Here is a 23621-nt window from a genome sequence, read left to right as displayed (position 1 = left end):
CGGTGGCTGGCGATCACGCATTTACCGCCGCCGGCAGATTCGCCGCGGCATTCTCGTCCAGTCCCCAGGATAAAACTACACTGTATCGTTTTGTTTAACAAGGGCGGTGGCGCCAAAATCCGCCGTGTCCCAGTCTGAAGCACCCGCCGGCTGCCGCGTGGCGGGTTGATCGGCCTTCTCCGACACGCAATAAGCACGGCCATGAATCCCGACAACGATCTTCCCAATCACTTTGAATTGCTCGGCACTGATGGCGCCGCGCGGACCGGGCGCCTGACCACCCCTCACGGCGTGGTGCGTACGCCCGCCTTCATGCCGGTCGGTACCGCCGGTGCCATGAAGGGCATGCACTGGCGCGAGGTGCGCGATGCCGGCGCCGACATCGTGCTCGGCAACACCTATCACCTGATGCTGCGTCCGAGCGCCGAGCGGATCGCCGGCCTCGGCGGCCTGCAGCGGTTCACCGGCTGGAACGGGCCGATGCTGACGGATTCCGGTGGCTTCCAGGTGATGTCGCTGTCGGACCTGCGGAAGGTTACCGAGAACGCCGTCACCTTCCGCTCGCATATTGACGGCGCCAAGGTCGAGCTGTCGCCGGAGCGCTCGATCGAGGTGCAGCGCTTGCTCGGCTCCGATATCGCCATGCAGATGGACGAGTGCGTGCGGCTGCCGGCCGAGCGCGCCGACATCGAGCGTGCGATGCAATTGTCGCTGCGCTGGGCCGAGCGAAGCAAGCGCGCCTTCGAGAGCGCGCCCGACGGCTACATGCTGTTCGGAATCGTGCAGGGCGGCGACATACCCCAGCTTCGCCATGAGAGCGCGCAAGGTCTCGTTGCGATCGGCTTCCATGGTTATGCAATCGGCGGCCTTGCCGTCGGCGAGCCGCAGGCGGTGATGCTGGCGATGATCGACGAGACCGCGCCGCTGCTGCCGACACAGCGGCCGCGCTATCTGATGGGCGTCGGCACGCCCGACGACATCCTCGAAGCCGTCAAGCGCGGCATCGACATGTTCGATTGCGTGATGCCGACGCGCAACGGCCGTCACGGCGTCGCCTTCACGCGCTTCGGCCAGGTGAATTTGCGCAACGCGCGCCACGCCGACGATCCGCGTCCGCTTGATGAGGAGAGCTCATGGCCGTCGGCACGCAACTGCGCGCGCGCCTATCTGCACCATCTCGTCAAGGCGGGCGAGACGCTGGGGGCGATGCTGCTGTCCGAAATCAATATCGCTTACTACCAGTTCCTGATGCAGGGCATCAGGGACGCGATCGCACAGGGAAGGTTCGACGAATTCTATCAGCGTACGCGCGCGGACTGGGCGAGGGGCGATATCGCCCCGCGCTAGGGGAGCTGCGCTAGTTGCATACGAACCGGTGCTTCACGGCGTGCTTGGTGACGAAGCCGTAGCCGCAATTGTCGCAAGTCCAGAGATAGCTGATGACGTGGTCGGAGACATAGGCGGATGCTTCGGCGGCGACCATGGAGTCGGCGCAAACAGGACAGGTCGGCAACTCGCTGCAACGCGGATCACGCCTTAGCGCTACGGTCGACATCACTTCAGCGACTGCTGACATCGTGGTGACCTCCCTGCTTTGAGACCTAAGTCTAACATAAGCAGAATCAGTTGACGAGGTCGCAACACAAATGCGTTGGTTTTCTGCTAATTAAAGCTCACGCGATTTTGCGATGCAGCGTATTTAACATGTGCCGCATTGTCGCTTGCGTGTCGTCGCAGGCTATCCGTAACTGCGCATGAGCTGCGTAGAAGCGCAAGTTTTCGCCACAGGGAGTTCATCATGGACGCATCGTCCACCACGGGTGCAGCGCACCAACCCGGCCGCGGCCGGATCTACGACTCGATCGTCGACGCCTTCGGCAATACACCGACTGTGCGCTTGCGCCGGCTGCCCGGCATGCACGGCGTGAACGCGACCATTTTGGCAAAACTTGAATATTTCAATCCGGCCGCAAGCGTGAAGGACCGCATCGGCGCGGCGATGATCATCGCGATGGAGAAGGCGGGCATCGTCAAGCCCGACACCGTGCTGATCGAGCCGACCTCCGGCAATACCGGCATCGCGCTCGCCTTCGTGGCGGCTTCGCGCGGCTACCGCCTCAAGCTGGTTATGCCGGAATCGATGTCGATCGAGCGGCGCAAGATGCTGGCCTTTCTCGGTGCCGAACTGGTGCTGACGCCGGCGGCGCAGGGCATGAAAGGCGCGATCGCCGCCGCCGAGGAGCTGTTGAAGACGACGCCGAACTCGGTGATGCCGCAGCAGTTCAAGAACCTCGCCAATCCCGAGGTGCACCGCCGCACCACCGCGGAGGAGATCTGGAACGACACAGGCGGCAACATCGATTTCTTCGTGGCCGGCGTTGGCACCGGCGGCACGATCACCGGCGTCGGCCAGGTGCTCAAGCCGCGCAAGGCCTCACTGCGCGTGGTCGCGGTCGAGCCGGAGGAAAGCCCGGTGCTGTCGGGCGGACAGCATACGCCGCACAAGATCCAGGGCATCGGCGCCGGCTTCGTCCCTGACATCCTCGATCGCGCGGTGATCGACGAGATCGTGAAGATCAACTCGACGACGGCGATCGAGACCTCGCGCGCGCTGGCGCGGCACGAGGGGATTCCGGGCGGCATCTCCTCGGGCGCGGCGATTGCTGCGGCGCTTGAGATCGGCAAGCGGCCGGAAGCGGCGGGAAAGACCATCCTGGCCATCGTGCCGTCCTTCTCCGAGCGGTATCTTTCGACAGCACTGTTTGAGGGAATCTAGGACATGGCGGATCAACCCCCGAGGCGGCCGCGCACACTCGGCGATGCCAGGACCGAGGCCGAGGCGGCGTTCAAGAAGGTGACGGCCAAGGTCGCCGCGGCGCCGCCGAAGCCGAACGTGGCGCCGGGGATCAAGGAGCAGGTCACGCTACGTATCGACCAGGACGTGCTCGAGTTCTTCCAGGAAGGCGGCCCCGGCTGGCAGGACCGCATCAACGAGGCGCTGCGCAAGGCCGCGGGGAAGTAGGCTCCGGCTGGACACGTCGGAGCAGCGGCGTCTCTCCGCGGGCTGTGACATCCGCCTGGCGCACATCTCTATCCTCGTCATTGCGAGGAGCTCTTGCGACGAAGCAATCCAGGCTGCTCCTGCGGAGAGACTCTGGATTGCTTCGCTGCGCTCGCAATGAGGGAGTCCGCGGCGGCATCGTCGCAAAAAAGAAAAAGCCCGGCGTGAGCCGGGCTTTGGTGTTTTCAATCCCGCTCGTCTCAGCGGCGGAACATGCCGCCCATCATGCCGCCGACGACGCCACCCACGAAGGCCGCGCCGGCTGCATCGCCGGGATTGCTGCGCTGGGGAGCCGGAGCCGGTGCCGGTGCGCTGCTGCCGGCGGGCGCGGCGGCACGGCGGGCCGCCTTCTGGCTGTTGTCGCTCGCGGTCGGCGGAGCGGCCTGGACCTCCGAGATCAGGGCCTTGTGCTGGTGCTTGTTGAGGTAACCCGATGAGGGATAACCGCGCGCGGCCTGCCAGCGTTTGAGCACCGTCCGGGTCTCATCGCTGAACACGCCGGTCTGCTTGGTATCGAAGCCGAGCCCGGTGAGGCGACGCTGCACGTCGCGGCGCTGGGTCTTGTCGAGGCCGATCTGATCCTCGGTGACCTGGGTGGCCTCGTCGGTGAAGGTCGCGGGATCGACACCGGCGTTGAGGGTGCGCGTCGCGGTCGAGGGGCCGCTCTTGATGGCCGCAAGGCGTGCCAGCGCCAGCGCCTTGAACTGGCCGTTCGGATAGGCGGCGAGATAGGCGTTGAGCTCTTCCGGCTTGTTGGACTCTTTCACCGAGCGCCAGTATTCGAGCTCGACGCCGTCCGAGTTGCCGCCGGCCGCCATCGGCACGCTGCCAGCCGCCGTCGGTGCCGCGTTGGCGACCTGGGTTGTCGGAGCCTGGTTGAGATAGACCGAGCCGGTGAGGTTGGTGTGGCCCCAGGGCAGCTGACCCTTGCGGGTCTCTTCATTGACCTGCGCGCGCACCGACGTCATCGCCTGCTGGATCTCGATGCCGGGCTTGGTGATGTTGTCGATCAGCGCACGGGTGAACGGGCTGTTGTTGCCCTCCTGACCGTCGAGCGCGGTCTGGCCGGGGCCGGTGGCGAACGCGATGAGAGTGCCTTCACCGGATTTCATCTCGGCGAGACCGCTCTGCACGTTGACGCTGCGCGTCGCGGAGTTCGACTTGATCTTGGCGGCGAACGGATTGTCGCGGCAGGCATCGAGGAAGACGAGCTTGACCTTGGCGTCGCCCATGGTCTGCTCGAGCGTCAGGTCGATGTTGATGGCGGCGCCCAGCTTGACGTCCATCTCGGACTTGATGTCGGCGTCGACGGGCAGCAGGTAATTGGTGCCGCTGACGGCGATGCCGTGGCCGGCATAATAAAACAGCGCGATGTCGGAGCCCTGCGCCTTGCGCCCGAAGTCGAGCAGCTTCTCGGTCATCTGGTCGCGGCTGAGATTGGATCCTTCGATCACCTCGAAGCCGACATTGCGCAGCGTCGCCGCCATCGCCTTGGCGTCGATCGGCGGGTTCGGCAATTGCGCGACGTTCTTGTAGGTACCGTTGCCGACGACGAAGGCGACACGACGGTCGGCCTTCGCGGCACTGACCGACAGCGCCATGCACATCAGCGAAGCGAGGAGGGTGAGATAGCGCATTCTGAAATCCCCAGAATCGAATTGCAGGCAGCAACGAATTGGCAACGAACCTACACGAAGTGCCCGACTTCGCGCCACCAAAACGGCGGTCCGTTGCGTGCAACCCGCTGCTGTGTGGCCGAATGTGCACGATGGGAAAGCTTCCCAACGTGATCCAAATCACACGGCCACTTTGTTTTGTCGCGCGGGGCAGCACGAGGTTCACCGCGCGCGGGCGGGAATCGCTGAGACCGGCTTCAAATTCAGGAGATTGCCGCACAGGATCAGCACAGCGCCGAGCACGGTCCAGGCGTCGAGCCGCTCGGAATACAGCAGCCAGCCGGCCGTCGCAGTCAGTGGAACCCTGAGGAAGTCCATGGGAACCACGATCGTTGCGTCGGCATATCGGAGCGCGCTGGCAAGGCAATAGTGCGAGAAAGTGCCGCAGACACCGATGACGAAGAGCCATCCCCATAGATGGGATGTCGGCCAGGTCCACACATAGAGCGTTGGCAGCAGGCCCACGACCATCTGCACGATGATCATCCAGAACAGGATCGATAATGCGCTCTCGGTTCGGGTCAGCGATTTCGCCAGTATCATGGATACGCTGAAGCCGATTGCGGCTCCGAGCGCGATCAGCTGGCCGGGATTGATCTCCCCGGTGGCGGGCCGCACGATCATGACGACGCCGACGATGCCGAGCACGACGGCGGCGATCTTCCAGACCGTCATGCGTTCAGACAGGAACGTTGCGGCCAGCACCGCAGTCCAGATCGGCATGGTGAACTCGATCGCCACGACCTGGCCGATTCCGATCAGCGTCAATGCGTAGAACCAGCCGAGCTGCGCGAAATAATGGACCCCGTTGCGTGCAAGGTGCTGCGGCAGGCGTTTGGTCGCGACCGCCTTGAAGCCGCCGGCGCTGTAGATGAGCGGCAGGAGCAGCGTGAGACCGATCACCGAACGCACTTCCATGATCTGGAAGACGTTGAGCTCACGCGTGGTCTCGCGCCCGGCAACCGCCATGACCAGCATCAGCGACAGCCAGCCGGCCATCCACAAGGCAGCCATCGTTTTGGACGGTGTCGCGCTCATTGGGCAGTGGGTTTGGGGGCAGGGGGCCGGAGGTTGGAACGTGAAAGGACGGCCGGTATCGACGACATCGCCGCCGTTTGCAACGGCCAAATCTGCGGATGCAGCGATGCAGGGCGACGTGCTAAGGCATCAACGAACAACGACAAAAAATGGGAGAACTCCGCTCATGCAGATCTTGCAGCCGGCCGAATGGAAAAAACCGCGCGGCTTCTCTCACGGCGTTGTGGCGGAAGGCCCTGGCCGCTGGGTGGTTCTGGCCGGCCAGACCGGCGGCGACGAGACGGGTAGCTACGCGCCCGACATGGCGGCGCAGGTCGGAGCCGCACTGAAGCGGATCATCAAGCTTCTGGGCGAGGCGGGCGCCGGCCCCGAGCACATCGTCCGCCTGACCTGGTATCTGACCAGCCGCAGCGAATATGAAGCGGCCGTTGCCGGTATCGGCGCCGCCTGGAAGGAAACGCTGGGACGCAATTTCCCGCCTTCGACGCTGCTCTACATCGGCGGCCTCGTGGACGAGCGGGCCAAGGTCGAGATCGAGGTCACGGCGTTCGTGCCGAACGCATAAAAAAATCGATCCGGCGCGGGCGCCGGATCGATTTTATGTGGCTGTATCGGCTTAGCGCGACATGGAGATGTTGGCGCCGCGGAACTGGCTGTCCGCGCGCATGGTGACGGTCTGCTTGTTGCCGCTCGTCTTCAGCGCGATGTTGGCATTGAAGCCGGCCGCGGAGGCGACCACTTCGAAGTTCCCGCCGCCGCCGCGGCCCTGGAGCGAGCCGGAGATGTTGCGGCTGGCCTCGGACCAGCTGCCGGTGATGGCGCTGCCCTCGGCCCTGACATTGGCTCCGAGGTTGAACTTGTAGGCATCGCTGGCACAGGTCAGCGACATTTCCATGGTCGGGCCGATCGGGGCGTATTTGGCACGGCAGCGGATCCGCTCGGTCGAACCGTCGTCCAGCGTGACGACGCCGCCGCCGCTCCAGCTTCCTGCCATCGGGGCAAACGGACCGGACTGGGCCTTGCTTTCAGAGTTGGCGATCCCTGCCGCAAACAAAACGGCGGCCGCAATCAGCAGCCGCCGGTTCCGGGCGCGAGCCACACTTGGTTTACTGGCGCGATGCTTCCCACCGCCCGCTGCACGGTATGCCTGCAGATGCTCCATTCCACTTCCCCGATCCGGCGTTGCCGTTGAGTTGACCGTTGGCATATGCACCATTGATCGAAACTTTCACAAGTCCCCCGCTGCCGATGGTGCCGGAAACGTTAGCGCCGGGCGCGGTGATCCTGCCGTCGGCAACTGTCAGCATGGAGCTTGCGGTCGGCTCGCAGGTGCCGCTCTTGGTGACGATGATGACCTGCCAGTTGCCGTCATAGGGGCTCTGGGCGAGGGCGGGAGCGGCGAGGGTGCCAGTCAAAACTGAAGCGGCACAGAACGCCGCGATGCGACCAAAACGCATGAATTCCGTCCTTGAATTTGTCTGATATGCTGACGCTTATTCGGACGAAATGTGACGGAAATTTGTTGCAATGCCAAACTGAAAATTGTTCCTGTGGAAACAATGGTTTATTTGCGTTCCCAACTCCAATTTTCGAAGCGGAATCAAGGCCCCTTCACGTTAAGGGTAAACGTCAGGAGAGACTCGGTGCAGAGGTCGCGAACTGCTCGTCCTGAGTCTTGGACGGCAGCGCCTTGTGGACCTTGGCATAATCGATCACGTCGGCCAGTAATTTGAGGCCGAGCGGAGCGAGCGCGCGCTCCCAGAGCTCGCGGGCGGTCTCGCCCTTCTTGACGAAGCACCAGTCCTGGGCGGCGATGGCGCCGGCGTCCATGCGGTCGGCGAGATGATAGATCGTGCCGCCGGCGATCGGATCGCCTTCCTTGATGGTCCATTCCACGGCGGCCTTGCCGCGGTGACGCGGCAGCAGCGAGGGGTGATAGCCGATCCCGCCGAACTTGGCGGCGGCGAGCGCGTCCTTGCCGATCCGGGCGTGGCTGTGCGCCGTGATGATCAGATCGGTATCGGGGGCAATCTCGGAGGCCACCACCAGCTTCGGATTGGCCTGGACCGCGACCTCGATGCCGGCCGCCTTGGCGGTCGTGGCGAGCCGATCCTCGGCATCAGCGACGACGACCCGGACAATCGAGACGCCATGCTCCCGGAGCATGTTCAGGGTGGTCACGCCGAAATGGCGGGAGCCGACGAGGGTAATGCGCATGGGTGTCCGATCCGGTCTCGCAACTGCGTCATCCCCCGATAACACGTCCGGACGCCCTGTCACCCCCCGCAGCGCGTTTGCGCCGGTTATCAACAATGTGCCGGCGCGGGGCGCGATGATTCCGCGATTGCGCGGGCGGCCGTTCCGGTGCTCCATAGGCGCGTTGCACGGCTCGGGAGCGAGTGCATGCGAGACGCCTGGCTTTTCCTTTTCGCGACACTGGTTGTGGCCCCTGCGGCCCATGCCGGCGGGCCATACCCCGCTGTGCCGCCCGAGACCGGGGTCGCGCCGTTCGTGGGGCCGACCTGGGACGCCTATCGCTGCGCCGAAGGGCCGGTCACCAATTTCTATCACGGGGCCTATTACGGTGAGGAGCCGCCGGCGCTCTATCGCGGCTACGCGTACCGGCCCTACTATCGCTACAGCGCCTATCGCAGATATCCGCGCACCTATTTCTGCGTCACCGACTAGCGTTGCCGCGGCCAATATGGGCCGGCAAGCAGGCGATAAAGCCGGTTCCTGTGTTTGGTTTTTAACAGAGGAATGTCCGGCCGGCTGCTAACGTGCGCCCACCGGGGCTGGCGACATTTCAACCCGCATCCGTTTTCGAACCCGGCTTTGGCCGCTGGCGTCATCGCCAGCGGCCTTTTCGTGCCACGCATCACAAAATCATCGCATGGTAACACGATCTCAACCAGCCCAGCGTATCGACGAATCCGTCGCGGATTTGTATTGCGTACCGCGACACCGAAATTGTCCCGCCGGCCCTTGTGCGCCGCGCGGGCCTTTTTCGCCGGGACAAATTTCATGCCGAGCGCAATTGAGCAGATCGTCGACACCTATGTGCGGCTGAAGAACCGGCGCGGGCTCGACGAGCTGATGATGCACAGGCAGCGCCTTGCGGTCGATCTGAAGAGCAGGTCCGGCTATGATTTCAACCTGCCGATCGGCCAGATCGACGAGGAGATCGCGATCATCGAGGCTGGCCTCAGCCGGCTCAAGGCGGAGAATTCCAAAACGGTCTAGCGGGGGAGGCGGGCGCTCGCGAGGATTGGGGACGACGCATCGTCGCAGTCCGAGACCGGTTCATGCATGGTTCAGGCCGGCCATGTCTTAATCCCCGGGTCGTTTCGTGGGACACGAATCCTGCTAGGCTTGTCCCCGTGATTTTGGAGGAGACGTCATGATCGAGCTTGCGCTGGCTGGCCTGCTGGCATTTGCAACCGTGCCTGCGGCATCGCCTGAGCCCATGGTGGAGCAAGTTCAGTTCAGGGCTGCTCCGGGCGGACGATGCCCGGACGGCTATGATTACAACCACTCGAACGGCCGCTGCTACCCCAACGACTATCATGCGCCGGGTGTCTACACGCGGAATCCCGGGCCGCACGAATACTACGGACGCCAACGCGGCGGCGGCCTCTGTCCGCACGGTTACGACTACAATTACTCGAACGGCAGCTGCTATCCGAACGGGGCGCACGGGCCCGGCGCTTACGGGCGTCCCGAAGCCTATGGACGACGCGGCGGGCTCTGTCCGGACGGCTACGATTACAACTATTCGCGCGGGCAGTGCTATCCGAACGGCGCACGCGTGCCCGGCATGTACGGGCGATAATCGATCGTCGTGGTAAGGCGGGCGCGCTCAGTCGCGCCGGCCGCCGTCGATGACCGTGAACAGCGGCCGCGCCGGGGTCGGCTCGACCAGGAGTTCCTCCACCAGCGCGGTGGCTGCATCGACATATTTGCGCGTCGGCTTGTCGAGGGGGCGTTTCGCCTCGTCGTCGAGCGCGATCTTTGCGGCTTCGACCAGCTTGCGCATGCGCGCCGCATGGTCGTCGCCTGCCGTCAGCGTCGCGCGTGCCAGCGAGCGCAGCACGAACAGCTCGCCCTCGAGGCGGAGCAGGCGGTCGTTGAGCCTGGTAAGGACGGCGTTGAGGTCGGCCATGTCTGCTGTTCGGCGCGGAGGATCCGTCCTGATCTAGCGGCGATCGGTGAACGGAGTCCAAACGGCACCGGTGCAATTCGGCCGATCCTCCGGTCCGTCCCGGATGACCGGCGCGGCGCAATCGGGGAGCCGTTGACAGCCTACCACTCGACGCCGGCCCAGCGCTTGCCGAACACGGGCGGCCTCGTCTTGACGGCTTGCCAGCCGAAGAAATGATGCTTGCCGGACCAGGCGTGCACCACGCCGCTACAGATGCTGCATTTGAAGCTGCCGGTGTGGGCTTCGCTGTGCTCCTCCCTGGTCGCGGTGTAGTTCATACCGCAACCCGCACAGGTGAATTCTTCGATCGTCCAGATGCTGTTGGCCATTTGCACGGAATGCTTCTTGTTGACCTCGACCCACGGTAGTCACGGGCGTTTGCAGTGGCGTAAACCGGGGCGGGGAAATCCGGTTAACGGGCGTTAGCCAAGCCCGGCCGCCGCCATCGCGGGCCATGCGAGATCCGCGGCTTCGCAGCCGGATCAGAAGCTGCCGCTTCGCATGTCCCGGTCGATGCGCATCTGCACCCGCCTGACCGCGAGCAGCCACAGCCTGGCTTGCACCCGTCCGGAGCGGACCCTGCCGCCAATCGCATAGGCATATTGCCAATAGCCCGGCGCGGCGTTCGGCCTCAGGGAATAGTGGATACCGCGGTGCATTCCTGCGCGTGCATCGGATTCTCCGGGAGGGTCTGTCATCGTCTTTCGAATGCGGAATGGCCCGATGTGTTCCTAATCGTGGGCCCGGGCAGTTCCAGTCGCCTTGACGCCGGATGCGTTGCTGGCAATAACGGCTAGGCCTCGCAAGCAACGGAAGTTGCGTTCATGCCGCAAGGAAAGCAGTGCCCGTGAAAAGTCTCCGTCAGCTCCTGACGGGAGAGGATGTCATCCAGCTCGTGATCCGGCTCGGCCTGCTCGCCCTGCTGATCATCTGGACCTTCCTGATCATCCGCCCGTTCGTGCCGATCCTGGCCTGGAGCGGTGTGCTCGCGGTCGCGTTCTATCCGGCCTTCAGCTGGGTCGCAAAAATCCTCGGCGGCCGGCCCAAGACCGCAGCAGTGATCCTGACCCTGATCACGCTCGGCATCGTCATTGGCCCGGCAACCTGGCTCGGCATCAGCGCGGTGGACGGCGTGCGCGAGCTGGCGCGTCAGCTCGGCACCGGCGATCTGGCGCTTCAGGCCGCGCCCGAGCAGCTCAAATCATGGCCGCTCGTCGGTCCCTGGCTGTTTGAGCTCTGGGACCAGGCCTACACCAACGTCCGCGCGGTGGTGCGCGAGGTGGCGCCGTATCTGCAGCCGCTGGCGGGCCCGCTGCTCTCGCTCGCAGGCGATGCCGGCGTCGGCACGCTGCAATTTCTGGTCTCGGTGTTCGTGGCCGGCTTTTTGTTTCCGCACGGGCCGAGGCTGGTTGCGGCCGGCCGCGGTTTCCTGTTTCGCATCGTGCCCGAGCAGAGCGAGCATTTCCTGTCGCTCGCGGGCGCGACCATCCGCGCGGTGGCGCAGGGCGTGATCGGCGTCGCGATCGTGCAGGCGCTGCTCGCCGGCATCGGCTTCAAGCTCGCCGCCGTGCCGAGTGCCGGCCTTCTCGCCTTCATCGTGCTGCTGCTCTCGATCGTGCAGATCGGCGCCTTCCTCGTGCTGCTGCCGGTGATCATCTGGATCTGGACCGCCAAAGACGTCACCACGGCGCTGCTGCTCACCGTGTTTCTCGTCGTCGTCGGCTTCCTCGACACCATGTTGAAGCCGCTCGTGATGGGGCGTGGCCTGACCACGCCGACCATCGTGATCTTCGTCGGCGTGATCGGCGGCACGTTGGCCCACGGCATCGTCGGCCTGTTCATCGGCCCGATCATCCTGTCGGTGGCCTGGGAGATGATGATGGCCTGGATCAGGACTGAGGATCGGACGGGGGCGGGGGCGGGCGAAGGCTGATCGCGCCTCGAACCGCGCGATCTTTCCGCCGTGTCGCGCCAGGACCCGAGGGATCGCGCCCTGTGATCAAAACGTGCCGGGAACTTGTCTGTTCGACTAGACAAGTTACGATTGGGACGATTCTGGTTTCAATGACGGCAGCAATGGCGAAGTCTTCCAAACTGGTTGCCGCGCGGCGCGGCAAGGTCTTGTTGGTCAGACGCCGGTCGGACGGCCTGTGGATGTTCCCGGGCGGCCGCAAGCGCGCGCGCGAGTCCGACAAGGACTGCCTGCGACGTGAGATCAGGGAGGAGCTGCCCAAGCTGAAACTCGGCAGGATCAGCCTCTGGAAGGAAGTGACGGCGAGGAACAAGCGCTCCGGCCGCAAGATGAGCGACGCGATCTTCATCGCCAAGACTGCCAAAGGCAGGCTGGCGATCGGCGACAAGAAGGAGATCGACCGCGCCGCCTGGCAGAAGCCGCGCGGCATCCGCCTGACGCCGACCTCGCGCTATATCCGCGACCGCCTGTTTCCGAGGAAGCAGAGGCGGAAGGCGAGCTAGTCCTCGCGTCCCGCCGATCGCGTCCGTCCGGCGAACCTCCTCGACTGCGCCCCCTGCGGTTCGGGCGCAGCAAGCTTCGCGGCCTCGGCCTCGCGCATCTCCTTGCGAACCTTGCGGGCATCGCGCATCGCGCGCTTGACGAAGGGATGTTGGGAATCCTCGGCGAAGAACAGCACCACTTCGCAGCTCGGACATTGCCTGGAATAGCCGTCCTGCAACCGCCCGGCGCGATCGCGAAACACGTTCTTGCACCGCGTGCACTGAATCTGGATTGAACTCATGCGCGCGCAACAATGGCTTTGGGAAATGGATCGTCAGCTCATCCCAAATGTCTGAAGAAAGCCTGAATGACTTCGTGGTCGGATGCTCGCAGACCGCGCGGGCACGCGCCACCGGCCGGCGGTGGAAGAGGCCGGTTGGAACAGCCGGTCAGTCGCTATTGCTTGGCCGCCATCGTGTCCAGGCACTGGTTGAGAAAGGCGGTGCGATCCCTGGGCAGCACCTTCTCGAGATCCGCCTTCAGCGCGCATTCGCGCTGGCGCAACTGCTCGGCCCGGCGCTTCTCGGCCGCCTCGCGGAATTCGGGAGCAACCTTGTTGGGATCGACCAGCGGCTGTGAGCGGGCGGGAGCCGTCGCAAGCAGTGCAATGGCGGCGATGAAAAAGATTGGTTTCAAATGAGCCTCCGTAAAAGAAAGCATCCTAGCGCGCGACGGATGCGCGCTCAAACCGGGGAACGCGGTACCCCGTTCCGGCGTGATGGGCCTCGCGGGCGAACCTCCGCCGGCGGCTTAGGAACGATTGGGCACGGCAAGCGTCGAATCCAGGCTCCCGGCCCATCCCCAAGCCCCAAAGCCCCCGGCCGTGAGAAAACCCTCCCCACGAAGGTTGGCGACCTCGGTGTCACCGAGGTCGTTTGTTTGGCGTGTGAACCAGTTCACAAGCGCGCGGTGAAATCGCTGCTATGAAGACATCATTGCTTGACCAGTTCATTTTGCTCGAAACGCCCCAGCGTGGCTCCAAGCGCTGGGGTTTTTCGTTTCTCCCCGTGCGCAGAATGTTTACAATCGCGCCAAGCGTCGCATCGACAGACGCAGATTCCGCGCCGCGCTAGTTCCGGCCCGAGATCGATCAACAGCCAAATTGTCGGGATCGCGGCGCCGCGCCGAACGTTGCCACCAGGCGTGCGTTCACCGGTCAAATCCCATATGCATGGCGAGAAGTCGCCGAATCGGAATGAGGGCGGCTAGCGTTCAGTTGACGACGGCTTACGACCAGAAACGGATTCAAGTGAGGCTTACCAAAAAGGCGCGGGTGGCCAAGACGCCGCCGAAGAAGACGTCACCGATCAAGACGTCATCGAAGAAGGCGTCGGCGAACAAGTCATCGCCACGCAAGGCGCTGCCAAACAAGACGTCGTCAAGGAAGAGCAAGGAGGCACCGCGCGCCGCGATCTCGTCCTCGTCGCCCCTCGGCGTGCTGGCTCTCCATCTGCTTGCCCAATGGAAGCAGTCCGGACCCAGCGGCATCGTTTTTCTCGCCGAGAGCGAGAACAGGGCGGAACGGCTCGGCAGTGTCATTCACGCGCTCGACCCCTCCTGCGAGGTCCTGGTATTTCCGCGATTGAACACCTTGCCGTTCGATCAGCTCGAGCCGTCGCACGAGCTGGCGGGGCGCAGAGCCTCCGTCCTGAGGCGCATCGCGAAATCCAAGAAACCGCTCTTTCTCGTCTCGACCGCAGAAGCCGTGATGGAGCGACTGCCGCCGCCGGCGAACCTGTCGCGCCTGAGCGTCAGCCTGAAGGTGGGCGGCGCGTTCTCCGAGCGGGAGCTCGAGACGCGCCTTGAAGCCCTTGGATACGATCTCGACGACGAGCCCGACTATCCGGGCGGGGCGCTGTTCCACGGACAGACCTTCGAGATATTTCCAGCGGGCGCGCTGGGCCCGTTCCGGATCGAACATTCGGATCGCACGATCAGGCGGATCGTGGCGTTCGATCCGAACGAGCACAGGATCATCTTCGAGACCAAGGAGCTTGTCGTCGATCCCATGTCGGAGCGGCTTGGCCTTGCCGGCAAACGCAGCAAGCGCGCGAGCCTGTTCGACTATTGCGGGCGCGCCAAATGGATCGCCGATGCGGGCGTGCCCGTGCACGCCGACGGTTGGTTCGACACGATCGAGGAGGCCGCGCCTCGTGCGGAGCGTGAGCGCGAATATCTCGGACGGCGGGACTGGAAGCAGCTCTCCCGCGGCATGAAGGTGTTGCCGCGCGCGTCGTCCTTCCAGACCATCCCGGAGTTTTCGAAGCTGACATCCTCCAGGAAGGCGCTGCGTGCCTTCGTCGAGGAGACGCGCCGGGCCGGATCTCGACTGATCCTCGCCGCAGCGCATGAGGACGATCTGCGCGTGATGGAGCGGATGAGCGGCCTCAAGGCGCAGCGGTGCGAAGACTGGGACGAGGCGGTGCGCGGGCGCAGCGGGGAGGCGGCGCTGCTGGCCGACCTCGATGCCGGTTTCGTCATGCCGGGGAAGAAGCCTCTCGTCGTCGTGACCGCCTCCGACGTGCTCGGCAGCCGCGCGCATCATCCGCAGCCGATGGCGCGTGCCTGGAGCGCGGCCTTCGATCATGCCGATGTGCCCGAGCAGGGCACGGTGGTCATCCATCTCCAGCGCGGCCTCGGCGTGCTCGACGGCCTGCAGACCGTGAACACGGGCGGCGGCGCAATGCGGGAGATGATCCGCCTGAAGTTCGCCGGCGACAATGCGGTTCTGGTGCCGCCGCCTGATCTTGCCTTGATGTGGCCTTACGCAGCCGAGCTCGGCAAGCTCGCGCTCGACAAGGCGGACGGCAGCACCTGGTGGGCGCGCCGCGGTGAGGCCGAGCGCGAGATCCAGATCGCCGGCAAGGCGCTGGCCAAGCATATCAGCCAGCGCCGCAAGCGGCGCGGCGACAAGCTGGTTCCGCCGGGATCGGCCTATGAGAAGTTCGTCGCGCGCTTCCCTTACTTCACGACCATCGACCAGGCCAAGGCGATCGCCGACGTGCTGGACGATCTTGCCTCCGGCCACCCGATGGACCGGGTGATCTGCGGCGACGTCGGCTTTGGCAAGACCGAGGTGGCGCTGCGTGCGGCGGCCGCGGTGGTGCTGTCGGGCAAGCAGGTCGCGATCGCGGTGCCGACGACGGTGCTGGCACGGCAGCATGTCGCAACGTTCCAGAAGCGCTTTGCGCCGTTCGGCATCGAGGTGGGAAACCTGTCGCGGGCCACCTCGGGCGCGGAGCTGCGCGAGACCAAGGAGGGACTGCGCAGCGGCCGGATCAAGGTCGTGATCGGCACGCAGGCGCTCGGTGGCAAGGACGTCAGGTTCGACGATCTCGGTCTCGTCATCATCGACGAGGAGCAGCATTTTGGCGCGGCCGAGAAGGCCAAGCTCTCCGGCCTCGCCAAGAACGTCCATGTGCTGATGATGAGCGCGACGCCGATCCCGCGCACGCTCGCCGCGGGCCTTGCCGGCTTCCGCGACCTCAGCGTGATCGCTTCGCCCCCGGTGCACCGGCTGCCGGTCGCGACCCGGATCGCGCCGTTGTCGGATGCGGCGATCGCCTCCGCGCTGCTGCGCGAGCAGCGCCGCCACGGCCAGAGTTTCCTGATCTGCCCGCGCATCCAGGATCTCGATCCCATGCTGGCACGGGTGCAGGCGGTGGCGCCGGACCTTCGCATCGTCTGCCTGCACGGCCGATTGGCGGCCGACGAGATCGACGATCGCATGATGAGCTTCGTCGAGGGCCGGGCCGACGTCCTGCTCGCGACCAACATCGTCGAGAGCGGCCTCGACATTCCCCGTGCCAACACCATCGTGGTCTGCTGGCCGGAGAAGTTCGGCCTTGCCCAGCTGCATCAGCTGCGGGGGCGGGTCGGGCGCGGCGGCATTCGCGCCTTCGCTCATCTGTTGACCGAGACGCAGTCCGGACAATCCGAGAAGCGGCTGGCCGTGCTCGAGGAGTTCAGCCGGCCCGGCGCCGGCTTTGCCATCAGCGAGCGCGACCTCGATCTGCGAGGCGCGGGCGACCTGTTCTCGGAGCTGCAATCCGGCCACGTCCATGTGTTCGGCCCCGTGCTCTACAGCCATCTTCTGAAGATGGCCTCGGAGAAGCTCGACGAGGGGCAGGCGGTGTGGGTGCCGGACCTGAACCTTCCGGTCGCGGACATGCTGCCCGAGACCTATGTGCAGTCCGAGCCGGTGCGCCTCGAACTCTATGCGCGCGCCGCAAGATGCACGGATGAGGACGACCTCGAAGACCTCGAGGAGGAAACCTCCCGCCGCTTCGGCCCGCTGCCGAAGGTCGCGCGCGACTTCTTCGCAGCAGCAAGGCTCAGGCTCGAATGCAAGCGCCGAGGCATCATCCGCCTCGACGTCGGCCCTGAAGCTGCGGCCGCAACGTTCCTGCCGGGACGCCTTCGGAAATCGAGGGGACGGTCGCTGCAACGCGACGGCGACCGCGTGGTCCATCACGCCAAGATGCAGGACGCGCCGTTCGAGCGGGTGGAGGAGTTGTTCGAGGTGCTGGACGAGGGGTAGGGCTCGCGCGTTCGTCAGCGCGAACAACTGCCAATTCGTAGCGGGATCCCTGTTCCACCCTTATAGTTAATTGGGGCGTGGCGAAGGAGATTGTCCGATGTCACATGCCATTCCTCCGAACATTGTCGCGATTGTCGCAAGCTCCTGTCTGTTGGCCCTGGTGCAAGCAGGCGGCGCGAATGCCGGGTCGGCAGGAGCGGGCATGGGAACGGGGCCGGGGAGCGCTGGCGGCTCGGCGCCTTCTGGAATGGGGACGGGGGCGGGCAATGCAGGTGCTTCCGCACCCGCGGGGATGGGGACAAAGGACAGCGCCGCCGGCGGAGATCTGAGCACCAACAGCCAACCGACCAATCCGAACGTTCAGCCCGCCACGCCCGCGAGGTCGCGGGCGGCAGCTCAGGCCGCGAGAAATGCCGGGGCTGGTCACGCTCAAAATGGCCTGCCGATCGGCGCGATCGGGAGCGGCACGAGCAATGAGGATCAAACGGCCACCGGTTCGGCGTCCTCCCAAAACAGACCCCGGCCGGCAACACAGGCTCAGGGAAACAGCGGCGTTGGTTCGGTTGGTCTGTCAGGGAGAGGCTCGAGCCTTTCGGACCAGCGAGCCGCACGAGTCGGAGACAAGGTGCTGGACGCCAAGGCCCAGGTCGAGCGGCGAACGACCGTGTCGCGCAAACGCGCTACGAGCCCGATAGGACCAGGTTTGTAATCTGCGAGCGAAGGGCGAACAGGTAGACTTGGTGCATCGCGCTCTACCACTGCCCGATGCGGGACGCGCCGTTCGAGCAGGTGGAGGGGTTCGAGCTGCTGGACGAGGGATAGGGCGCCATTGGAAAAATGCGAAAACAACCCCATGCGCAGTAGCTAAGTGCTGCTGGCACAAGGTGTTTTGAATCCGGCGGCAACGCTCGTTTGCTGCGTCGGGCAAAACAGGGGTATTGTGCCATCTTCGGAAAACCCGCTGGTCAGGATGCTGACTTAGGAACGGCTGCCGTAGGGTGAGCAAAGGCGCAAAGTGCAGTGCCCACCATGCATCCAAGCCCGGCGATCGAAGTGGTGGGCAGGCTTTCGCTTTCCCCCCTACGGCAATGTCAGCGTAGCGCCTCTGCTCTTCGCGCGGTCCCCCGTAGTCGGCCGGGGTCGGCGTGCTCGGCCGCTAACGTGGAATTAATCAGAAATGCTCACAATTTGAGGCAGTTGTGTAAGGGTGCTGCGTACAAGGGTTCGTCGCGAGGACGGTCCAGGGGCGGTTTCCTGTTGCTCGCTCACTGGGGTCAATGCAGATGACCACGACCTTCGAAATGCAAAGCTTCGCCGAAGAACTCGACGCTGCAGCCCTTGCAGCCGCCGCAGCGGAGCAGGAAACCCCGGTTCCGATCAAGCAGTCCAGCCGGAAATCGGTCCTGACCCTTGCGGTGTGCGCCCTGGCCATCAACGGCGCGGCGGCCATCTACACCTCGCCGACCGATTTTCGGTCGCTGAGCGTCGACAGCCTGGCGGAACTGCTTCCACGTCTGCAAACGTCCGTGCCGAAACCGGATCCCGTGGTCGCGGCCTTGAAGGACATTCAGGCGGCCCAGCAGCAACACACCGCGTTGCTGCAACAGAACAATCAGGCATCCGATCAGAACTCGGTTTTGCTGCAGCAGGATTCAATGGTGCTGCTGTCGCTGCGGCAGAGCATCACGGAGGAGCGGGTCGACGTGAGGAAGATCTCGTCGCAGTTGTCCACGCTGATGGCGAAGATCGATACGCTGCAAAACACGGTGACGTCGGACGTCACCTCGTCCGTCCGGCGCGCGCATGCGCGCTACGGACTGCCCGCCGCGATGCGCAAGCGGATGGTAAGGGACGTTCGGGAAGTAAAGCCCCTGGGTCCCGTTTCGGTCGGAGGCGCGCCGCTGACGGTGCCGGCTGCGACGGCGGCTCCGGAAAGCTGACGACCGCAACTTCCGGGATGGGCCGAGGCCCCGGATTGGCCGTCAGGTCTGTCAGTCCGTCACTTCGGGGCGTGGTCGATCTTGTGCTGCAGATGCCCGGTGTCGTGATCGCGACGCAACTGGCTCAGCGACGTCTCGTTCAGCTGAAGCAGGACCTCGCTAAGCTGCGTCGTATCGGGATAGCCGGCCGCAAAACCCTTCCCGTAAATCTTGCGCAACGTGCCGACCAGCGTGTTGCCGTGCTTCTTGCCGATCGCGCCATCCTTGTCGCGGTGGCGGCTATCCAGGCCATGTTCCTTCATGTGGCTCTCCCTGTGCGGCGTCTTGAGCGCCTGGACAGAGCGTGCTCCCAAACGAGTTGACTGGCAATGGCATCGCGCGCGGCAGTTGAGGGCCCGCTTGCACCACCGCAATGGCTCGCGCTTCTCTCCTGCTTGTGAAGCCGCAATCGGTTGTGGCGAGCCGATCGGCGCATCAGATGACAACGGGCGATTGCTCGGTTGGAGTTGCTGCGATGCGTGCGCTTGTTGCCATGGGTCTGTTGCTGGTGCTGTGCACCTCTGCAAACGCCGCAAATGTGCATCACGCCCGCGCACGCCAGCCTGCGGTGGACCGGCCCGGCGCGAATGCTGGTCCACCGGCGGCCGCGGCGGATAGCCGGGGAAAGGGGGCGATGGTCTTGTTCAGTTGAGCCCGCAGCACTTCTTGTATTTCTTGCCGGAGCCGCACGGGCATGGGTCGTTGCGGCCGACCTTTTTGCCGGGAGCTGCGTCGGCCCTTGGGTCGATGCCTTGAACCGGCTGGTAGTTGGCAAGACGCCATTCGTTGAGGATGACGACGAAGTCGCCGATCATGTCAGGTGCAGCGGTCAGGATGGGATCGTCGAGCTTGGCGTCCTTGTCGCCCCGGGCGATCTCGGCGAGCAGTAGCATACCGCTCATCGCCGCCGCCGTATCGGCATCGGCGTCGAGCAGCTCTTTCCAGGCCGCCGGGCGCAGCGCGACGGCCTTCTCGAAGCCCGACATCCAGATTTCCCAGATCACGTCGTCATTGCCGGTGTCGACCGTGAACAGCGGACCGTAGCGCTCCGGGCGTTCCATCAGGGTGCGCGCGACGTCGTTGTAGTGCGCCATGACGAGACCGAGAACTCGATTGGCATGATCGAGATTCTCGAAGACGGGAGTCTGGTCCGCGCTGTTCTCGTGCCAGACGACGGGAAGCCAGTCGTTGGGCCTGATCAGCTCCGGGCAGGTCAGCAACCCCGCGATGAAGCCATCAAGCTCGTCGAGCAGCATGGCGTCCTCGCCGAGGGCGAGCAGTTCTTTCTCAAGCTGCTTGCCGCGGCGCGATGGTCCGGACATGGCGTCTTTAAGATCGTGCCGAAGGCAGGGAAGCTAAGCTGCTTGCTCCTCGAACGAGGTGTACACCCGGCCGGCGGGATCAACGACCTGAACGTCCCAGCACCCGTCCTCGATAAGCTCTTTGGCTTTCTTGAGGGCGGCGGCGAGTGACAGCCGCTTGAGACTGACGACGCCTGCCGTGTCGAAACCGTTGATTTCAAACATGCCGTTCCTCCGGTTTTGATGAATCCTACACGTTTCCGGCGGGTTGTCAGCGGGTTTTTGGGGGGCTGGGGCGAAGGACAAGCTCAGAACACCTCGCCGTATCGGCAGGCCGCGGCCTCCCGCGGGTGCGTTGCCAATGGAGCTAACCGGCCGCCGCGCGTCGCAGGTGTGGAGGGACGGGGATGGGACGATGCTCTTCCTCGGCGGCCTCGATCCAACACGCGATTGCATCCTGTACGTTCCGCACGGCCTCGAATTCGGTAGCGCCGTCGGACATGCAGCCGGGAAGGTCGGGCACGGTCGCAACAAATCCGCCGCCGTCTTCCTCCGTCAGCGGCTCGATAATGATCTTGTAGTGCGGACGCTCGCCCATGTGGTCTCAATCTCGCAGGAAGGCTACCAGCTTCTTGATATATATTGGTTTAATCGGCCGTTTGAAAGGCACGGTCAGGATTTCAACCTTTCCGGGCTTGGAAATCTTGTAGTGCGAGCCCCCGCCCCGTGGCGGGACGCACCTTGCGCCGTGAAGAGCGCAAATTGTCTCCACATTCTGGATGCGCCACCCAGACGGATTGCGCTCCATGTCGTCCAAGGTCGTGCGGGCCATCACTGCTCACCTCAAATCTCGAAGCGAGGCGGGCGTGATTGCCCCTCCACGGGTGGAGGATGATTGTTCAAGTTTCTCGGGATGGCAAGAGGAATACCAGCCTTCTCAACCCATCTAACGAGCTAGCGTGCGGCAGTTCGGTGCACAATCATCGCAATCGTAGAATGCGCTATCACGGCAAGTCTGGCCTCACTCCAACGGGATGGTGTCCACCCGCAGACAGGGACGGCACTGGTAGGCGTGCACTGCGGGAAGCGTGAAGATTGCCGGCAGCGTGGCCAAAAACGTCATCGGCCGTCCGCACTTGGTGCAGATCAGAACGGGCGGGCTGTCTTTCGCTGTAGAGATCATCGCCAAGATGCCCAGAGAGGTAGGGCACAGTAGGCGCATGCTGCGAGCGGTTCATCTCGGGGCGACTACTGGACTCTATCGGAATCTGGCGCGCTCTGGGGACGAAGGGGCTGGTGCGAGCCGCGTCATCTGCGCTTGTTTAGTGCACTGTCACCGCAATTTTAAGTGACGACGCGTGCCATGTCGAAATCGTTGATTTCAAACATGCCGCTCCCCCAGCTTTGGTAAGGCGCACACGTTTCCGGCGGGTTGTCAGCGGGTTTTTGGGAAGAGTTCCTGAAGCATTGGACACTTAAGAGCAATTGCGGAAAGTGTGACTGAGTTGAATGCACCGTCCCCGCAGTCCCGTATAGGATAAGAGAATCCTAAAGACCGCGAGGCGTGCTGCAAGTCAGAGGGGGGGCTATGGCCGAGCCGATCAAGGTAACGAAGACCGAGCATTACGTGGGAAACGATTTTTTCGAAATGATGAAGCGACGTTTCAAGGAAGAGTTGGAAGATCGAAGCGAAATGCACCTTCAGGTCGGGCGAACGATCGTTGCCCTTTCCGATATCGAGCAACGTCTAGAGATGGTTTTCGCGCTATTCAGTCTACCTATCTCCGAAGAGCGCTCGGTTCGAACATTTCACGGTACGCAGAATTTCAATCGCAAACTGGAGTTGGTCGATTATGCTGTATTGCGATCTGGTGAAAGAGAGCTGCACGCCCCTTGGAACGAGTTAAGCGAGAGGATTAAGCAGCAAAAGGTGGTGCGAAATTTAGCGGCTCACGCGAGTATCTATTTTCGACAGGAGAAGGGAGCGAGGCGCTCGCGTGCGGTAATTAGTGCATCGTCTTACGGTGAGCGGGGAAAGTCGAAAGAGTTGGGAATTCCCGACGTTAAGCGCGCTGCCGATGAGCTTGAGGCCATCGCACGAGACATTATCAGGTTCTTCAGCCCTACGCTGCGAGCGATCACAAAAGCCAGAAACATTACTGTCGATCCTTGGTAAGCCAGTGTTTGGGCGGCTCCTCACGATTAGAACACGGCGCAGAAGATGGCTTTTAAGTCGAAAGATCAGTTAACCAGCGCCGCAGATGTATTCCATTGATTAGTTCAAGACGATAGGGCAGCACATCCTTCATCCCGGGCGCTTCTTCGATACGCGGCGCAAAATCCGACGTGGTCGCAATGATCCCTTTGCTCACGTTCGCCTCAGTTGCGAGCACACCAAGCATCTCGTGCACGTGTGCGCGATCAACAAGTCGATTTGGCGCGTACGCCTTCATCGAGCCCAGTATGCGAATACAACCCACTCCATGTTTAACTGCGATTACATCTCTGCCATGATCGCCTGACCTTGGCGTTAGTATAACCTCATATCCGTCCGCACTCATTGCGCCCGCCAGCATTTCTTCCCACTGTCGGTCATTGAGCTGAAATGCGAGATTCCAGTCCTCTCCCAACCGCTGGGCAATCTCGACCCAAACACCGGCATAGGACTTAATCAAAAGCCCTTCCGATGTTTGCCTTTCCGGCACGATCAGGCCGCCTACCGTTATCGATGCAATGTTTGTGGCGTTGCTGAGCAGTTCGGCTGCGCGCTTTCGAGGACTGCTTGCTCCAAGACGGCCGAGGCCAGCTCCCATGCGCCCAAACCCGCCGATCATTGGCCAGCTATCCTATTTGAGCTCGTATGCTGTTTGCGTACCTAGGAGCATTTTGCGCCTATTGGATTTGCGGAACAAGCCATTGATCTGACTGTGGTGAGCGCGCTGGGGCTCGAACCCAGGACCCCGTGATTAAAAGTCACGTGCTCTACCGGCTGAGCTACGCGCTCCCATGGCCGCTGATGGCTTCAAGAAGATTGCCATCGTGTTCGGACATTCGAGAAGCATGTCTTGCCGCTGCGCTAAGCTCGCGTCGCGGGGAAAAACCGGCTGTTTCCGGATCATGCTTTCGGCCCCGCTGTGTAGGGGGATGGAGCGCTGAGGTCAATAGCGGGGGTGGCTGCCGAAACTCGCGGCAGGAGCGGGGATTCGCTCGCGGTTTCCGCCGCTTAAGGCGGAAAGCTCAACCCGATTGGCGGGCCGTCACCCACGCCGAAGACCACGTGGCTTTTAATCACGAGGTCCAAAGGCTAGCG

General features: G+C 63.5%; 28 protein-coding genes and 1 tRNA gene. 12 read left to right on the top strand and 17 right to left on the bottom strand.

Annotated elements, in window-relative coordinates:
- The first annotated feature begins 201 nt into the window (after window positions 1-201).
- Window positions 202-1347, top strand: a complete 1146-nt coding sequence (tgt, locus tag AABA84_RS16400) for a tRNA guanosine(34) transglycosylase Tgt (RefSeq protein WP_212249579.1) — start codon at window positions 202-204, stop codon at window positions 1345-1347.
- 10 nt (window positions 1348-1357) lie between these two features.
- On the opposite strand, the gene AABA84_RS16395 is transcribed toward tgt, so the two are convergent.
- Window positions 1358-1576, bottom strand: coding sequence for a hypothetical protein (locus AABA84_RS16395; RefSeq protein WP_212249577.1), 219 nt, complete (start codon window positions 1574-1576; stop codon window positions 1358-1360).
- 222 nt (window positions 1577-1798) lie between these two features.
- Between AABA84_RS16395 and cysK the strand changes: the two genes are divergently transcribed.
- Both cysK and AABA84_RS16385 read left to right on the top strand, forming a co-directional pair.
- The gene (cysK, locus tag AABA84_RS16390) at window positions 1799-2776 is read left to right on the top strand and encodes a cysteine synthase A (RefSeq protein ID WP_212249575.1); all 978 of its coding nucleotides are present in this window, start codon (window positions 1799-1801) and stop codon (window positions 2774-2776) included.
- A gap of 3 nt (window positions 2777-2779) precedes the next feature.
- Window positions 2780-3022 carry a BrnA antitoxin family protein gene (locus tag AABA84_RS16385; protein ID WP_028144522.1) on the top strand — a complete coding sequence of 81 codons (243 nt, stop codon included), beginning with the start codon at window positions 2780-2782 and terminating at the stop codon, window positions 3020-3022.
- A gap of 239 nt (window positions 3023-3261) precedes the next feature.
- Here the strand turns inward: AABA84_RS16385 and AABA84_RS16380 are convergent, their stop codons facing one another.
- Window positions 3262-4698, bottom strand: coding sequence for a caspase family protein (locus tag AABA84_RS16380; RefSeq protein WP_338312508.1), 1437 nt, complete (start codon window positions 4696-4698; stop codon window positions 3262-3264).
- Window positions 4699-4899: 201 nt separating this feature from the next.
- On the bottom strand, window positions 4900-5775 hold the full coding sequence (locus AABA84_RS16375; RefSeq protein WP_212249572.1) for a DMT family transporter: 876 nt from the start codon (window positions 5773-5775) through the stop codon (window positions 4900-4902).
- A 166-nt stretch (window positions 5776-5941) separates the two neighbouring features.
- On the opposite strand from AABA84_RS16375, the gene AABA84_RS16370 reads away from it, so the two are divergent.
- A complete protein-coding gene (locus tag AABA84_RS16370; protein ID WP_212249570.1) occupies window positions 5942-6340 on the top strand; it encodes a RidA family protein in 399 nt (132 codons plus the stop codon).
- A 51-nt stretch (window positions 6341-6391) separates the two neighbouring features.
- Here AABA84_RS16370 and AABA84_RS16365 read toward each other — a convergent pair whose 3' ends face one another.
- The 3 genes from AABA84_RS16365 to AABA84_RS16355 form a co-directional block, all read right to left on the bottom strand.
- Window positions 6392-6937, bottom strand: a complete 546-nt coding sequence (locus AABA84_RS16365) for a hypothetical protein (RefSeq protein ID WP_212249568.1) — start codon at window positions 6935-6937, stop codon at window positions 6392-6394.
- Window positions 6882-7232, bottom strand: coding sequence for a hypothetical protein (locus tag AABA84_RS16360; RefSeq protein ID WP_212249566.1), 351 nt, complete (start codon window positions 7230-7232; stop codon window positions 6882-6884). The genes AABA84_RS16365 and AABA84_RS16360 overlap by 56 nt, the downstream gene beginning before the upstream one ends.
- Before the next feature lie 172 nt (window positions 7233-7404).
- Complete coding sequence (locus AABA84_RS16355) at window positions 7405-7992, bottom strand: formyltransferase family protein (protein ID WP_338312507.1); 588 nt, start codon at window positions 7990-7992, stop codon at window positions 7405-7407.
- A gap of 186 nt (window positions 7993-8178) precedes the next feature.
- Between AABA84_RS16355 and AABA84_RS16350 the strand changes: the two genes are divergently transcribed.
- From AABA84_RS16350 to AABA84_RS16340, 3 genes are all read left to right on the top strand, one after another.
- Complete coding sequence (locus AABA84_RS16350) at window positions 8179-8463, top strand: hypothetical protein (protein ID WP_212249563.1); 285 nt, start codon at window positions 8179-8181, stop codon at window positions 8461-8463.
- 336 nt (window positions 8464-8799) lie between these two features.
- Window positions 8800-9018 carry a hypothetical protein gene (locus AABA84_RS16345; RefSeq protein WP_338312506.1) on the top strand — a complete coding sequence of 73 codons (219 nt, stop codon included), beginning with the start codon at window positions 8800-8802 and terminating at the stop codon, window positions 9016-9018.
- A gap of 157 nt (window positions 9019-9175) precedes the next feature.
- Window positions 9176-9607, top strand: a complete 432-nt coding sequence (locus AABA84_RS16340; RefSeq protein WP_212249561.1) for a hypothetical protein — start codon at window positions 9176-9178, stop codon at window positions 9605-9607.
- A gap of 27 nt (window positions 9608-9634) precedes the next feature.
- Here the strand turns inward: AABA84_RS16340 and AABA84_RS16335 are convergent, their stop codons facing one another.
- From AABA84_RS16335 to AABA84_RS16325, 3 genes are all read right to left on the bottom strand, one after another.
- Window positions 9635-9937 (bottom strand): hypothetical protein, encoded by a 303-nt coding sequence (locus AABA84_RS16335; protein ID WP_018317940.1) that lies wholly within the window; start codon window positions 9935-9937, stop codon window positions 9635-9637.
- A 140-nt stretch (window positions 9938-10077) separates the two neighbouring features.
- The gene (locus tag AABA84_RS16330) at window positions 10078-10305 is read right to left on the bottom strand and encodes a hypothetical protein (RefSeq protein ID WP_212249560.1); all 228 of its coding nucleotides are present in this window, start codon (window positions 10303-10305) and stop codon (window positions 10078-10080) included.
- A 153-nt stretch (window positions 10306-10458) separates the two neighbouring features.
- Window positions 10459-10635 (bottom strand): hypothetical protein, encoded by a 177-nt coding sequence (locus AABA84_RS16325; protein ID WP_338312505.1) that lies wholly within the window; start codon window positions 10633-10635, stop codon window positions 10459-10461.
- 182 nt (window positions 10636-10817) lie between these two features.
- Between AABA84_RS16325 and AABA84_RS16320 the strand changes: the two genes are divergently transcribed.
- Together AABA84_RS16320 and AABA84_RS16315 are read left to right on the top strand one after the other, a co-directional pair.
- On the top strand, window positions 10818-11909 hold the full coding sequence (locus tag AABA84_RS16320; RefSeq protein ID WP_212249558.1) for an AI-2E family transporter: 1092 nt from the start codon (window positions 10818-10820) through the stop codon (window positions 11907-11909).
- Window positions 11910-12052: 143 nt separating this feature from the next.
- On the top strand, window positions 12053-12451 hold the full coding sequence (locus AABA84_RS16315) for an NUDIX hydrolase (protein WP_338308099.1): 399 nt from the start codon (window positions 12053-12055) through the stop codon (window positions 12449-12451).
- Here AABA84_RS16315 and AABA84_RS16310 read toward each other — a convergent pair.
- On the bottom strand, window positions 12448-12732 hold the full coding sequence (locus AABA84_RS16310; RefSeq protein ID WP_212249556.1) for a hypothetical protein: 285 nt from the start codon (window positions 12730-12732) through the stop codon (window positions 12448-12450). The two genes, AABA84_RS16315 and AABA84_RS16310, sit on opposite strands and share 4 nt — an antisense overlap.
- Before the next feature lie 155 nt (window positions 12733-12887).
- Window positions 12888-13127 (bottom strand): hypothetical protein, encoded by a 240-nt coding sequence (locus AABA84_RS16305; protein WP_028144534.1) that lies wholly within the window; start codon window positions 13125-13127, stop codon window positions 12888-12890.
- 799 nt (window positions 13128-13926) lie between these two features.
- On the opposite strand from AABA84_RS16305, the gene AABA84_RS16300 reads away from it, so the two are divergent.
- Together AABA84_RS16300 and AABA84_RS16295 are read left to right on the top strand one after the other, a co-directional pair.
- Window positions 13927-17031, top strand: coding sequence for a DEAD/DEAH box helicase (locus tag AABA84_RS16300; RefSeq protein WP_338312548.1), 3105 nt, complete (start codon window positions 13927-13929; stop codon window positions 17029-17031).
- A 1277-nt stretch (window positions 17032-18308) separates the two neighbouring features.
- A complete protein-coding gene (locus AABA84_RS16295) occupies window positions 18309-18971 on the top strand; it encodes a hypothetical protein (protein ID WP_338312504.1) in 663 nt (220 codons plus the stop codon).
- A 59-nt stretch (window positions 18972-19030) separates the two neighbouring features.
- Here AABA84_RS16295 and AABA84_RS16290 read toward each other — a convergent pair whose 3' ends face one another.
- From AABA84_RS16290 to AABA84_RS16275, 4 genes are all read right to left on the bottom strand, one after another.
- A complete protein-coding gene (locus AABA84_RS16290) occupies window positions 19031-19273 on the bottom strand; it encodes a hypothetical protein (protein WP_338308103.1) in 243 nt (80 codons plus the stop codon).
- A gap of 381 nt (window positions 19274-19654) precedes the next feature.
- The gene (locus AABA84_RS16285; RefSeq protein ID WP_338312503.1) at window positions 19655-20332 is read right to left on the bottom strand and encodes a UPF0149 family protein; all 678 of its coding nucleotides are present in this window, start codon (window positions 20330-20332) and stop codon (window positions 19655-19657) included.
- A 33-nt stretch (window positions 20333-20365) separates the two neighbouring features.
- Window positions 20366-20536, bottom strand: coding sequence for a hypothetical protein (locus AABA84_RS16280; protein WP_212249548.1), 171 nt, complete (start codon window positions 20534-20536; stop codon window positions 20366-20368).
- 142 nt (window positions 20537-20678) lie between these two features.
- Window positions 20679-20909, bottom strand: a complete 231-nt coding sequence (locus AABA84_RS16275) for a type II toxin-antitoxin system HicB family antitoxin (RefSeq protein ID WP_212249547.1) — start codon at window positions 20907-20909, stop codon at window positions 20679-20681.
- A 990-nt stretch (window positions 20910-21899) separates the two neighbouring features.
- Between AABA84_RS16275 and AABA84_RS16270 the strand changes: the two genes are divergently transcribed.
- Complete coding sequence (locus AABA84_RS16270) at window positions 21900-22487, top strand: hypothetical protein (protein WP_338312502.1); 588 nt, start codon at window positions 21900-21902, stop codon at window positions 22485-22487.
- 52 nt (window positions 22488-22539) lie between these two features.
- Here the strand turns inward: AABA84_RS16270 and AABA84_RS16265 are convergent, their stop codons facing one another.
- Window positions 22540-23145, bottom strand: coding sequence for a restriction endonuclease (locus tag AABA84_RS16265; protein WP_338312501.1), 606 nt, complete (start codon window positions 23143-23145; stop codon window positions 22540-22542).
- A gap of 94 nt (window positions 23146-23239) precedes the next feature.
- A tRNA-Lys gene (locus tag AABA84_RS16260) sits at window positions 23240-23315 on the bottom strand.
- Window positions 23316-23621 lie beyond the last annotated feature (306 nt).

It is taken from the genome of Bradyrhizobium sp. TM239 (genome assembly GCF_036247985.1).
GTDB lineage: Bacteria > Pseudomonadota > Alphaproteobacteria > Rhizobiales > Xanthobacteraceae > Bradyrhizobium > Bradyrhizobium ottawaense.
This window is presented reverse-complemented; position numbering and strand designations above follow the sequence as displayed.

What these genes read in the sequence shown, in the direction of transcription:
- tgt (WP_212249579.1), top strand. Translation starts at nt 202, where the DNA reads ATGAATCCCGACAACGATCTTCCCAATCACTTTGAATTGCTCGGCACT.
- AABA84_RS16395 (WP_212249577.1), bottom strand. Translation starts at nt 1,576, where the DNA reads ATGTCAGCAGTCGCTGAAGTGATGTCGACCGTAGCGCTAAGGCGTGAT.
- cysK (WP_212249575.1), top strand. Translation starts at nt 1,799, where the DNA reads ATGGACGCATCGTCCACCACGGGTGCAGCGCACCAACCCGGCCGCGGC.
- AABA84_RS16385 (WP_028144522.1), top strand. Translation starts at nt 2,780, where the DNA reads ATGGCGGATCAACCCCCGAGGCGGCCGCGCACACTCGGCGATGCCAGG.
- AABA84_RS16380 (WP_338312508.1), bottom strand. Translation starts at nt 4,698, where the DNA reads ATGCGCTATCTCACCCTCCTCGCTTCGCTGATGTGCATGGCGCTGTCG.
- AABA84_RS16375 (WP_212249572.1), bottom strand. Translation starts at nt 5,775, where the DNA reads ATGAGCGCGACACCGTCCAAAACGATGGCTGCCTTGTGGATGGCCGGC.
- AABA84_RS16370 (WP_212249570.1), top strand. Translation starts at nt 5,942, where the DNA reads ATGCAGATCTTGCAGCCGGCCGAATGGAAAAAACCGCGCGGCTTCTCT.
- AABA84_RS16365 (WP_212249568.1), bottom strand. Translation starts at nt 6,937, where the DNA reads ATGGAGCATCTGCAGGCATACCGTGCAGCGGGCGGTGGGAAGCATCGC.
- AABA84_RS16360 (WP_212249566.1), bottom strand. Translation starts at nt 7,232, where the DNA reads ATGCGTTTTGGTCGCATCGCGGCGTTCTGTGCCGCTTCAGTTTTGACT.
- AABA84_RS16355 (WP_338312507.1), bottom strand. Translation starts at nt 7,992, where the DNA reads ATGCGCATTACCCTCGTCGGCTCCCGCCATTTCGGCGTGACCACCCTG.
- AABA84_RS16350 (WP_212249563.1), top strand. Translation starts at nt 8,179, where the DNA reads ATGCGAGACGCCTGGCTTTTCCTTTTCGCGACACTGGTTGTGGCCCCT.
- AABA84_RS16345 (WP_338312506.1), top strand. Translation starts at nt 8,800, where the DNA reads ATGCCGAGCGCAATTGAGCAGATCGTCGACACCTATGTGCGGCTGAAG.
- AABA84_RS16340 (WP_212249561.1), top strand. Translation starts at nt 9,176, where the DNA reads ATGATCGAGCTTGCGCTGGCTGGCCTGCTGGCATTTGCAACCGTGCCT.
- AABA84_RS16335 (WP_018317940.1), bottom strand. Translation starts at nt 9,937, where the DNA reads ATGGCCGACCTCAACGCCGTCCTTACCAGGCTCAACGACCGCCTGCTC.
- AABA84_RS16330 (WP_212249560.1), bottom strand. Translation starts at nt 10,305, where the DNA reads ATGGCCAACAGCATCTGGACGATCGAAGAATTCACCTGTGCGGGTTGC.
- AABA84_RS16325 (WP_338312505.1), bottom strand. Translation starts at nt 10,635, where the DNA reads ATGCACCGCGGTATCCACTATTCCCTGAGGCCGAACGCCGCGCCGGGC.
- AABA84_RS16315 (WP_338308099.1), top strand. Translation starts at nt 12,053, where the DNA reads ATGGCGAAGTCTTCCAAACTGGTTGCCGCGCGGCGCGGCAAGGTCTTG.
- AABA84_RS16310 (WP_212249556.1), bottom strand. Translation starts at nt 12,732, where the DNA reads ATGAGTTCAATCCAGATTCAGTGCACGCGGTGCAAGAACGTGTTTCGC.
- AABA84_RS16295 (WP_338312504.1), top strand. Translation starts at nt 18,309, where the DNA reads ATGCAGATGACCACGACCTTCGAAATGCAAAGCTTCGCCGAAGAACTC.
- AABA84_RS16290 (WP_338308103.1), bottom strand. Translation starts at nt 19,273, where the DNA reads ATGAAGGAACATGGCCTGGATAGCCGCCACCGCGACAAGGATGGCGCG.
- AABA84_RS16285 (WP_338312503.1), bottom strand. Translation starts at nt 20,332, where the DNA reads ATGTCCGGACCATCGCGCCGCGGCAAGCAGCTTGAGAAAGAACTGCTC.
- AABA84_RS16280 (WP_212249548.1), bottom strand. Translation starts at nt 20,536, where the DNA reads ATGTTTGAAATCAACGGTTTCGACACGGCAGGCGTCGTCAGTCTCAAG.
- AABA84_RS16275 (WP_212249547.1), bottom strand. Translation starts at nt 20,909, where the DNA reads ATGGGCGAGCGTCCGCACTACAAGATCATTATCGAGCCGCTGACGGAG.
- AABA84_RS16270 (WP_338312502.1), top strand. Translation starts at nt 21,900, where the DNA reads ATGGCCGAGCCGATCAAGGTAACGAAGACCGAGCATTACGTGGGAAAC.
- AABA84_RS16265 (WP_338312501.1), bottom strand. Translation starts at nt 23,145, where the DNA reads ATGATCGGCGGGTTTGGGCGCATGGGAGCTGGCCTCGGCCGTCTTGGA.